At 53.1% G+C, this 11,176-nt stretch carries 10 protein-coding genes; 7 read left to right on the top strand and 3 right to left on the bottom strand.

What is annotated here, in order from left to right; genetic code table 11:
• The first annotated feature begins 1 nt into the window (after position 1).
• The 3 genes from E9531_RS15775 (at position 2) to E9531_RS15785 (ending at position 4,833) form a co-directional block, all read left to right on the top strand.
• Positions 2 to 1,021 carry a Bug family tripartite tricarboxylate transporter substrate binding protein gene (locus tag E9531_RS15775; RefSeq protein ID WP_244610150.1) on the top strand — a complete coding sequence of 340 codons (1,020 nt, stop codon included), beginning with the start codon at positions 2 to 4 and terminating at the stop codon, positions 1,019 to 1,021.
• A gap of 268 nt (positions 1,022 to 1,289) precedes the next feature.
• Positions 1,290 to 2,108, top strand: a complete 819-nt coding sequence (gene map / locus E9531_RS15780; RefSeq protein WP_136574731.1) for a type I methionyl aminopeptidase — start codon at positions 1,290 to 1,292, stop codon at positions 2,106 to 2,108.
• 106 nt (positions 2,109 to 2,214) lie between these two features.
• Positions 2,215 to 4,833, top strand: coding sequence for a [protein-PII] uridylyltransferase (locus E9531_RS15785; RefSeq protein WP_136574732.1), 2,619 nt, complete (start codon positions 2,215 to 2,217; stop codon positions 4,831 to 4,833).
• Between the two features lie 37 nt (positions 4,834 to 4,870).
• Here E9531_RS15785 and E9531_RS15790 read toward each other — a convergent pair whose 3' ends face one another.
• Positions 4,871 to 5,368, bottom strand: a complete 498-nt coding sequence (locus E9531_RS15790) for a DUF333 domain-containing protein (protein ID WP_244610151.1) — start codon at positions 5,366 to 5,368, stop codon at positions 4,871 to 4,873.
• Between the two features lie 124 nt (positions 5,369 to 5,492).
• Between E9531_RS15790 and E9531_RS15795 the strand changes: the two genes are divergently transcribed.
• From E9531_RS15795 to E9531_RS15810, 4 genes are all read left to right on the top strand, one after another.
• Positions 5,493 to 5,939, top strand: coding sequence for a hypothetical protein (locus E9531_RS15795; RefSeq protein ID WP_136574733.1), 447 nt, complete (start codon positions 5,493 to 5,495; stop codon positions 5,937 to 5,939).
• Between the two features lie 39 nt (positions 5,940 to 5,978).
• Positions 5,979 to 6,653: a LysE family transporter gene (locus E9531_RS15800; protein ID WP_136574734.1), complete on the top strand. Its 675-nt coding sequence runs from the start codon at positions 5,979 to 5,981 to the stop codon at positions 6,651 to 6,653.
• A gap of 166 nt (positions 6,654 to 6,819) precedes the next feature.
• A complete protein-coding gene (locus E9531_RS15805) occupies positions 6,820 to 7,551 on the top strand; it encodes a response regulator (protein ID WP_136574735.1) in 732 nt (243 codons plus the stop codon).
• Positions 7,552 to 7,600: 49 nt separating this feature from the next.
• Positions 7,601 to 8,839, top strand: a complete 1,239-nt coding sequence (locus E9531_RS15810; RefSeq protein ID WP_136574736.1) for a HAMP domain-containing sensor histidine kinase — start codon at positions 7,601 to 7,603, stop codon at positions 8,837 to 8,839.
• Between the two features lie 51 nt (positions 8,840 to 8,890).
• Here the strand turns inward: E9531_RS15810 and E9531_RS15815 are convergent, their stop codons facing one another.
• Positions 8,891 to 9,565 carry a YIP1 family protein gene (locus tag E9531_RS15815; RefSeq protein WP_136574737.1) on the bottom strand — a complete coding sequence of 225 codons (675 nt, stop codon included), beginning with the start codon at positions 9,563 to 9,565 and terminating at the stop codon, positions 8,891 to 8,893.
• Positions 9,566 to 9,661: 96 nt separating this feature from the next.
• Positions 9,662 to 10,978 carry a dihydroorotase gene (locus tag E9531_RS15820; RefSeq protein ID WP_136574738.1) on the bottom strand — a complete coding sequence of 439 codons (1,317 nt, stop codon included), beginning with the start codon at positions 10,976 to 10,978 and terminating at the stop codon, positions 9,662 to 9,664.
• Positions 10,979 to 11,176: the final 198 nt, after the last annotated feature.

Here is an 11,176-nt window from a genome sequence, read left to right on the forward strand (position 1 = left end):
CATGCGCAGCACCAACCCCAACCAGCCTCATACTTTGAGCCGCCGCCAATGGTTAAGCACCGCTACAGCATTGGCCGTGGCCCCTTGTTTGACCGCCATGCGTCCTGCCTGGGCCGCAGAATATCCCAGCAAGGCACTGTCCATGGTGGTGCCTTTTGGGGCCGGCGGCGTCGCAGACGTCACAGCGCGCACTGTGGCCCGCGTCATGGCACACAACTTGGCTCAGCCAGTCGTCATTGAAAACCGCCCCGGTGCGGGGGGAATCACGGCCACGTCATCGGTCGTACGCGCCAAGCCAGACGGCTACACCATGCTGCTGATCAGCAACGCCACCGCCATCAGCTCAACCCTGTTCCCCAAACAACCCTTTGATGTGCAAAAGGACTTGCAACCCATCAGCACTTTGGGCCACTTTGACTTGGCCGTATGCGTATCAGCCCAGTCGCCCTACCAGTCCATGCAAGAGTTGCTGGCTTATGCCAAAGCCAACCCGGGCAAGCTCACGATAGGCACCATTGCCATCGGTTCTACGCAACACCTCACGGCAGAACTCTTTAAAACCCGCACCGGGATCGATGCCCTCGTCGTGCCTTATGGTGGCTCGCCAGACGTCATCACGGCTTTACGCTCAGGCCAGGTTGATGTGGCCATTGACATTCTCAGTCCGCTCCTTGCGCAGTTGCAGGCCAAAACCCCGGCTGTGCGCGCCTTGGCAGTCACTGCCGCGCAGCGCAACCCACTTCTACCAGATGTCCCCAGCGCAGCAGAGGTCGGTATCGCTGATTTTGAAGTCAGCTCATGGAATGCCTTGGCAGTGCCTAAAAACACACCGCAAAGCATCGTTACCCGTTTAGAGCAAGCAGTCCGCCAAGCGCTGGCAGACACAGAAGTAGACAAAACTCTGCGGCAATTAGGCATTCGTCCTGAAGCCAGTACCCCTGAGGCACTGGGTTCTTTGTTGGAAAACGAAACCCAGCGCTGGCGCCAAGTCATTCAAGCGGCCAACATCGCAGTTGGCTAAAAGCACGCATTGAATAGGCTGCTGGGCTCATGCATTTCTTCTTGCAATGCAGCCCCCCCCTATCGCATTCATTTCTATTCGTGCGGAGCTCTTCATCTGTTCAATGTATGGAAGATCACCTGAAACTAGCCATCGTGAAGTTGCCCCCAGTTTTAGCGACCGTCCAAAAGCTAATGCAAACTGAGTGCAATCCACTACCATGAACACATAAGCAGAATTGGGCACTTGCCTACACAGGCGCCGTTGACGGTGGGATAATCAGCCCCATATGTCCATCACGATTAACACAGAAGCAGATTTTCCGGGCTTGCGCGAAGCCTGCCGCTTGGCCTCGGAAGTGCTCGATTACATCACCCCCCATGTCAAGCCAGGCGTTACCACCAAAGAGATTGACCGCTTGGCCGCAGAATGCATGGCCCAGCAAGGCACACGTTCGGCCAGTTTGAATTACCAGCCATCGTCTGATTACCCGCCTTTTCCAGGCTCCGTGTGCACCTCCCCAAATCATGTGGTGTGCCATGGCATTCCAAACGAGAAGCCGCTAAAAAAAGGCGATATCCTCAACGTTGACGTCACGATCATTACCAAAGAAGGCTGGTATGGCGACAACAGCCGCATGTACGAAGTGGGCGAGACTTCCATTGCAGCCAAACGTCTGTGCCGCTTGACCTTTGAAGCCATGTGGCTAGGCATTTTGCAAGTCAAGCCCGGCAACCATTTAGGCGATGTGGGCCACGCTATCCAAAAGTTCGCCGAAGGCAATGGCCTGTCAGTGGTACGCGAATTCTGCGGCCATGGTATTGGCAAGCGCTTCCATGAAGAACCCCAAGTGCTGCACTACGGTCGCCCCGGCACCATGGAACTGCTCGAACCGGGCATGGTCTTCACCATTGAGCCTATGCTCAACCTAGGCCGCAAAGAAATCAAAGAGCACGGCAAGGACGGATGGACCATCGTGACCAAAGACCACAGTCTGACCGCCCAATGGGAACACCAAATTTTGGTGACGCCGACTGGCTATGAGGTGCTGACCCTCTCGGAAGGCTCCCCCGCCTTACCGGAGTTCGTCAAATCCACCAAGACCTGACGCTCACGTCATGAACGGCTCATGCCTTAAGGCTTGGGCCTTTTTCTTTTTATGAACCGCGCATCCTTGCACCAAGGCAGCGCACTGCTTTTGAGGCCATCCATTCATGCCTGTGCTTCGCGCTGCCCCATCCACATTGCCTGAGCTGCGAGAGCATTACCAGCAGCAAAAGCAAGCCATCGTCACCAATCTGCTCAAGCCAGGGCAGCAGGGCCGGCGCATCCACACCCAGTTGCGTTTGCTAGCCGAGTATGCAGACAATGTGCTGCGGCAGCTATGGCGCACGGCAGAGCTGCCGGGCGAGTTTGCGCTGTTGGCGGTAGGGGGCTTCGGGCGAAAAGCACTGTTTCCGGCCTCGGATGTGGATGTATTGCTGCTGGTGCCAACAGGTAAAACCATCTGCGACGAAGATCCGCTCAAACAAAAAATCGAGCAATTCGTCAGTAGCTGTTGGGATGTTGGTTTGGAAATTGGTTTCAGCCTGCGTACCATTGAAGAGTCTCTGGACGACGCCGCCATTGACATCACCGTGCAAACGGCCATGCTCGAATCTCGATGGATTGTGGGTAGCCGAAAGCTCTTCACGCAGTTTCAAGAAGCATTCCTCAAACACCTGGATCCGCTCACATTCTTGCGCGCCAAAACGCTGGAAATGCGCCAACGCCATGTCAAATTCGACAACACGCCCTACGCGCTAGAGCCCAACTGCAAAGAATCTCCCGGAGGCTTGCGTGATCTGCACCTGATAATTTGGGCTGCACGTGCAGCGGGTTTGGGCAGCACTTGGGATGAGCTCGCCGCAAACGGCATTGCCACGGAACTCGAGGCGCATGAGTTAGCCGCTTGCGAAGCAGAATTGAGTCTCATCCGGGCCCGCCTGCATGCGATCTCCAAACGCCATGAAGACCGTTTGATTTTTGATCTGCAAAACAGCGTGGCCGAATTGTTTGGCTACCGGTCTGAAACCCAGCAAGGTTCACGCTTGCCTATGCGTGCCAGCGAACAATTAATGCGTCAATATTATTGGTGCGCAAAGGCAGTCACGCAACTCAACCAGATTCTGCTGCTCAATATTGAAGAGCGCCTCAACCCCAACGTACACCAACTGCGCCCAATCAATGAACGTTTTTACGACAAAGGTGGCATGGTCGAGGTCGCCAGCGATGATTTGTACATCAAAGACCCGCACGCCATTCTCGAAACATTCTTGCTGTATGAAACGCAGATCGGTCTCAAGGATCTTTCGGCGCGAACGCTGCGAGCGCTGTACAACTCACGCCATGTGATGAATGCCGCGTTCCGCAAAGACCCGGTCAATCGCGCGCTGTTCATGCAAATCATCCAACAGCCTGCAGGCATCACGCATGCTTTGCGCCTGATGAATCGCACCTCCGTACTCGGGCGCTATTTGTGGGCATTTCGCCGCATCGTTGGGCAAATGCAGCATGACTTGTTCCATGTTTACACAGTAGATCAGCACATCCTGATGGTGGTGCGCAATATGCGCCGCTTCTTCTTGGCAGAACACGCACACGAGTACCCTTATTGCTCCAGCTTGGCAGCAGGTTGGGACAAGCCATGGATCCTCTATCTTGCAGCACTGTTTCACGACATTGGCAAGGGGCGCGGTGGTGACCACTCAGACATTGGCGCCCGCATTGTGCGCAAGTTCTGCCGTGCACATGGTATTGCCAAGCCAGATACTGATTTGCTGGTGTTTCTTGTGCAAGAGCATCTGATCATGAGCCAAGTGGCGCAAAAACAGGATTTAAGCGATCCCGATGTGATTGCCACATTTGCTAAACGGGTTGGCAACGAGCGTTATTTGACTGCGCTTTATTTACTAACCGTAGCCGACATCCGTGGCACCAGCCCCAAAGTATGGAATGCATGGAAAGGCAAGTTACTTGAAGACCTGTACCGCGCCACTGCCCGCCTGCTAGGCGGCAGCAAGCCTGACCCGCTTGCGGAAACCGAGATGCACAAAGGCGAAGCCCGTGTTCTGTTGGCACTTGATGCCATCACACCAGAGCAACTCAACACTTTCTGGAAGCGCCTGGACTTTGGCTACTTCATGCGCCACACTGCCGACGAATTGGCGTGGCACGCACGGCATTTCGGCACACTACAGACTGACACACAAGCAGCGCCCGTTGTGCTTGCGCGCAAATCGGTCATTGGTGAAGGCCTGCAAATCACCATCTACGCGCCTGACCGTGCAGACTTGTTTGCCCGTATCTCCAGCTATTTTGACCAGGCTGAATACGAAATTCTCGATGCACGCATCCACACCACACACGACGACTTTGCACTCGATACCTTTCAGATTGCTTTGGAGTTTGCAAGCACCTCACTTGAATCAACCGCGCGTTTTATTGAAAAAGACCTCAGTCAGCACCTGCAGCGCAACACCCCCCTGCCGGAGCCTAAGGCACGTAGAGTCTCGCGCAGAGTGCGTCACTTCCCCGTGAATACGCGCATTCGGTTTGAACCTGATGACAAGGCTGAACACTGGGTCTTGACCGTGTCAGCATCGGATCGCCCTGGCCTGCTTTACTCCATTGCCTGGGTGCTGACACAATTCAAACTGGACATTCATTTAGCCAAGATCACCACCTTGGGCGAGCGCGCCGAAGACAGTTTCCTGCTGCAAGGCAAAACCAGTCTCAGCAATGCACAACAACACGCACTGGAACAAGCCTTGATTCAGCAAGTGCAAACGTAAAGCATGTCAGCAATCATCTGCATACTATCGAATAGCATCATTGTTTCGCTTTGCACTCGATAGGGGCCATGCGCCCTATTTCAAGCGTCAATGCGTCGCCCTTACCTCGGATGGTGTTAGGCCCGTTGCTGTAAATAAAACCAGAACCACTGGGCTTTTCCTGCAATGCCATCACCGTGCCATTGCGTTCAAGCTCAGCCTTGTTCAAGTCAATAAAGTAACTAACCCGAATGTGTTGGTCAGGCTCACATTGGTATTCCACCACATTGACATTGACATTGACCTGGCCCGATGCTGCCACTTGGCTGCTGCGAAACAAAGTCCACTCCTCAACGTCGGAGCCATCAGGCAAACGACACATCCCGATTTCACCGGAATCGGTTTTTTCAACACGCAGTTGACCACCTTGGGCCACGCAATGCTGCGATGCCGGATTAGCCATGCCCACTGGTGCAGTTCGGTTTTTTTGAGGTGCCTGAGTGCTTGTACAAGCGGCCAGCGCGGCAGTACTGACCGTCAAAATCCAATGTTTCATGGCCGCAGTGTACTGCATGCCTTACCAATACAAGTGACGCCTCAACCAGAACCATACAACGGCGTTGACTGCATGCATTTCAATCAAACGGACAGCCACTCTGCCCGATAATGGCACCACAATCATGAACAACTACTGGCTCTTTCTGCGCAATCTTCTATGGCCAACGTGCCTAGCGGTTCTCTTGGGCGCAACCATAGCAGGCTTGGGCTTTATTCTCTTTGCCGGCCTGGCCACAATGGGCTCTGGAGGCGAGACGACCAACCCGTTCTTCACAGAACTCTTTAGCTACTGGCTTTTAATCAGCATATCTGCCTCTGTATTTGGATTGCTCCCAGCCTTGCTGCTAGGTGCGCCACTGTATGCCTACTTGGCATACAAGCGCTGGCTTAGCCCCTTATCGCTGCTGCTTAGCGGTGTGGCGCCCGGATTAGTGCTCTGGGTTTTCAGCGACTTCAAAACAGCTCGTATATTCTGCATTTTTGGCTGCGTTGTGGCTTGCACCCTGCATGTTTTGGCACGCCATGATGTGCGCACCTTGCAAAATGCGATGGACGCGCATAGCGCTTGAGCCTTCTTTCATTCGATTTACCTCTTGAGGAGCACACCCATGCAATGGCATGTTTGGTTCACTTTTTTTATTGCAGCCTGGGTCATTGCCATATCGCCCGGTTCTGGCGCAGTGCTGTCGATGAGTCACGGCCTCAGCTATGGATGGAAGCGCTCTAGCGCCACGGTTTTCGGCTTGCAGTTAGGTCTAATGCTGATCTTGGTTGTGGCCGGTGCTGGTGTTGGCTCATTATTGATTGCTTCAGAAGCAGCCTTTCTCACAGTCAAAGTCGTTGGCGCTCTGTACTTGATGTACTTGGGAATTCGCCAATTCTTGCAAAAACCATCCTCAAGCCAAGCCATCAACTCTGCAGAAAACACACTGACCGCGGACAAACAGCTGCAACCAGCAAAAGGCGGCACTCTCAACTGGAAGCAGCGCGTATTGACAGGTTTCTTTACCAATGCCACCAACCCAAAAGGTATTTTGTTCATGGTGGCCGTGCTGCCGCAATTTATCGACCCCAATCGCTCGTTGCTATTGCAATTGCTGATTTTGGGCGTCACGATGTGCGCGGTCGACTCCATGGTGATGAATGGCTATGCAGCCAGTGCCAGCTTGTTGAGCCGATGGCTCAAAAGCTATAAAGCCCAGTTATGGCAAAACCGAATCTTTGGCGGCCTGCTGGTCGCTATCGGCGCTGGCCTTTTAACGGTCAAACGCGTGCAAGCGTAAAACGGGCTTAAGGCCACGACTGCGCTTTACCTGCCTTTTACATTGACGACAAATTAAGGGTTACCGTATAAGGCGATAGTCAAAACTTATGATCGCTGCGGCAATGCCCCTGATACCGTAGTTTTGCCTCATGATTGGTGAGGCCTTTGTTTTGCACCATGCCTATATGACCACTCCCATCTTGATGATTGAAGACGATGCCCGTCTGGCGCAAATGGTGTCTGAATACCTCGCGCAATCGGGCTTTGCCGTACAGCACGCACCTGATGCTCGATCAGGGCTGGAGTTACTTTCCCACCATCAAGCAGCGCCAACTCCCGTCGAATTGGTGATTCTCGATTTGATGCTGCCCGACATGGATGGACTGGATGTGTGTCGTCAAATCCGAACCCTTGCAGCTCCCACAGCCTCCCTCCCCGTACTCATGCTGACCGCCAAAGGTGATCCCATGGACCGGGTTATTGGCCTAGAAATTGGCGCAGACGACTACTTACCCAAACCATTTGAGCCCCGCGAATTATTGGCCCGCATTCGCGCACTTTTACGGCGCCAACATGCAGGCCAAATGCATGCAGACTCCGTTGCATACGATGTAATGCGTTTTGGCTCTTTAGAGATTGACCGAAGTGCCCGAGTAGTGACCGTGGCGGATCAGGTTGCAGACCTGACCTCCTACCAATTCGATCTACTGGTCGCTTTAGCCGAACGTGCTGGCCGCGTGCTGACCCGAGACCAAATCATGGAAGCCGTGCGCGGACGTGAGCTAGAGGCTTTTGACCGCTCCATTGATGTACACATGGGCCGTATCCGTGCTGCGATTGAATCCGATATCAAGAACCCACGCCGCATTCTGACAGTCCGCGGCGTCGGTTACGTTTTTGCCAAGCAGCAAGACTGAACTTACGTCCCAGTCTCTATCAACGCTTCATCACGCCCACTTCATACACATGGTCAGCCGCAATCCGTTTTCCAAACACATGTATCTGCGCATCTGGCTGGCCGTGGTCGTGTGCGTCGCCGTCCTGATGCTGGCAGTCGGTTGGGGGTGGCGTGTTGCAGAAGAGCGCAATGAACGCGCGCGGGTAGAAGTCCCCCGCGAAGTGGTCATTAGCCGCGTTGACCAAGACGCACCGCCCATTCGTGGCATGTCTATCTACATCCCCACAGAAGAGCCTGGCTTCACGCTTGGAATCACCACCGACCAAGGGCACGAATACGTCGCTAGATTTGCACCGCGGGTTGACCGCCCACCTAAACCACGCCATGAAGAAGGTTGGGCCTTCTTGATCATGCCGCCCTTCGGCTATCTCTGGCTACTGGGAATGGTGTCACTTGCCGTGATTGTGGGCGTATTTCCTATCATTCGCCATTTGATGCAACGCTTGGAAAACCTTCGTCTAGGGGTCAAACAGTTTGGTGAAGGGGATCTGTCTGTGCGCATTCCGGACCAAGGACACGATGAAGTGGCGGAATTGGCCGGACAATTTAACGCGGCAGCGGCACGCATAGAAACTCTGGTGCACTCTCACAAAACCTTACTAGCAAACGCTTCGCATGAACTGCGCTCGCCTCTGGCACGAATTCGTATGGGCTTGGAACTATCAGACCAAGGACAACCATCACCATCAACACGGCAGGAAATTCAGCGCAATATTGCTGAACTTGACCAATTGATTGATGAAATTCTGCTCGCAAGTCGGTTAGATTTAGCGGAGCAAACTCCCATCGTGCGGGAAACCATCGATCTCATTGGCTTGTGCGCAGAAGAAACTGCGCGTATGGGCGCAGAACTGGATATCGACATGCCTAGCAACAGCAGTGCAGTGCCGATCATGGAGGTATACGGGGAAGCCAAACTCTTACGCAGAGCCATTCGCAATTTATTGGAAAATGCAGATCGCTATAGCCAAGGCCCCATTGAGCTGCATCTCTTTGCAACAGCGACAAACATTGATATACGTGTGTGTGATCGAGGCCCAGGCGTCCCCCATGAGCTGCGTGAACGTATTTTCGAGCCGTTTTACCGTGCCCCCGGTGCGAGTGAGCGATCTGGTGGGGTCGGCTTAGGATTATCGCTTGTCAAAACCATTGCTCAGCGCCACGGTGGACAAGTACGATGCGAAGAGCGTGAAGGCGGAGGGGCAGTCTTTATGCTGACACTACCGAAAGAACAGGTAAATAAATAGCCAAACGCAGCACGAGCCATTTGCAGATCAGGCTTAACGCACGCAGCACCATTACTGCCCCATATTTTTTCTGATGCGCTCAACCGTTTGCTGCTGCTGATCTCTACTCATGGACGAAAATTCTGCAGGTGAAACACCCAACTGCTGCAGCTGCTCTTCAAACATGGACTGACTGGCATTCATGAACGCAGAACTTGCCGCAATCAATCCCCCCATCACAGTAAAAGCAATCACCGCTTTTTTCCTGCTGATGCCATGTACCTCTGTGCTGGCCACAACTAGTAAATACATCGTCCAGATCACATTGACCCATAAGCCCACAACGGGAATCAATGCAAAAACAGTCGTGATTGGACTAACAGCCAAAGTCGCAACAGTGCAACGAAACGCCACTCCATATCCCCATTGAGACCCTAACACCTTCCAGACCAGCAGCAGAATGGCAGCACCAATCACAGAGGCGCTCACAATCATTCCTGGGACAAATACAAGCAAGTCCAGCAAATTAATGCCCACCTGTGCTGGAATCAATCCAAGAGCACCGCCAACCCATGTGAGCATCGCTGAAATCAGCGTCACCACAATAGCAAGCACGATAGCAAATGCCAGAGGCTCCATCAATGAACCTTGTCGAGGCATCGTGCGGAAATACTCCACAGGACGCACAACAACATACAAAGCCAACTGCGCAATACGCTTTAGGTCAAATGGAGAATGTGTGGGCATAAATCAGGAATAGTCTTGTGATAGGGACCAATGGGCATCAGACTAGCCGAGAAAAACCAAAAAGCTTTCTATATCAGCCAGCGACCAACAATGGCCTCAATGCGAAATCTCCATCACTTCGGCATGCTCAAATGCAATTTCACCAGCAACGAACGTAGTACGCACTTTTCCAGGCAAAGCCGCACCTGTGAAAGGCGTGAACTTGCCTTGGCTGTGCAACCCACCGGGTTCCAATTTCCATTCACTTGAGGGGTCATACAGGCACAGATCGGCTACACCGCCTTGGACTAACTGGCCGATGCTCGCATTCAAAGTGCCAAGGGCATTATGCAAAATACCTGCCGCGCCAGAAGTAATTCTGGTCAAAGCACGGCTGAAAGGAATTCCCTGCTCTTGCGCCCACTTATGGGCTAAAGGTAACAACAACTCAACCCCAGATGCACCTGGCTCTGCTTCAGCAAACGGCAACTCCTTTTCGTCGTTATCCACAGGCGCATGGTCAGAAACCAGCGCATCAATCGTGCCATCCAAAAGCCCTTGTACCAGCGCATCTCGGTCACGCTGTTGCCGCAATGGTGGCTGCAACCGCGCCCTGCTATCAAAATAGCCAACGTCAATATCGGTCAAGAAAAGGGAATTGATACTGACATCTGCTGTGACAGGCAGACCTTCCGCCTTAGCTTGTCGCACCAACTCAACCCCTTGTGCGCTGCTTAAGCGGCACAAATGCACATGGCAAGGATTACTGCGCAACAGTTCAAAAATAGTGTGCAATGCAATTGTTTCTGCGGCGACCGGTACACCAGAAAGTCCCATGCGCTGAGCCAATGCACCACTGGCGGCTACACCGCCCCCCAAAGCAGCATCTTGCGGACGCAACCAAATCGAATAGTTGAATGTGCCCGCATATTGGAGCACACGCTGCAATATCTGATTATTCTTCAAAGGCCATTCAGCTTGACCAAAACCGATACAGCCAGCATGGGTCAGGTGAGACATTTCTGTCAATACCTCACCAGCGAGACCTTTGGTCAAAGCTCCCAACGGAAACAACCTTGCCTGACGCAGATTGTTCGCACGCAACTTCAGCATTTCAACCAAGCCTGCTTCATCGAGCACAGGATCCGTGTCAGGCGGACAAACCAAACTGGTTACACCACCTGCCACCGCTGCGTGCATTTCACTTTCCAGCATCCCTGCATGCTCATATCCCGGCTCCCTCAGGCGTGCGCACAAATCAACAATACCAGGTAGAACCCATAGTCCTTCAGCGTCAATCGTACGTTGTGCAACAAACCCTGTTGGAGCTGTGCCAACTCCCACAATACGCCCACTGGCAATCGCAACATCGCCAATAGTATCTAAGCCGCTAGCAGGATCAATGACTCTGCCGCCCTGAATGAGAATGGTCATGCGTGAACTTTCGTACCATCAATGTTGTGAACTAACGCCGCGTCTGCATACGATCGACGATATGCTGCCTTTCATGCACAAAGGCAACTCGCAATTATAGATTCCATAATGGCCCCGCGTTTTCTACGCCACAGTGCTGCCATGATTCACACAAGCGGAGCAGTTTTTGAGTAGTTATATTTTCTGCAAAGCAAAACC

Origin of the sequence: Lampropedia puyangensis (assembly GCF_004833285.1) — a bacterium.
GTDB lineage: Bacteria > Pseudomonadota > Gammaproteobacteria > Burkholderiales > Burkholderiaceae_C > Lampropedia > Lampropedia puyangensis.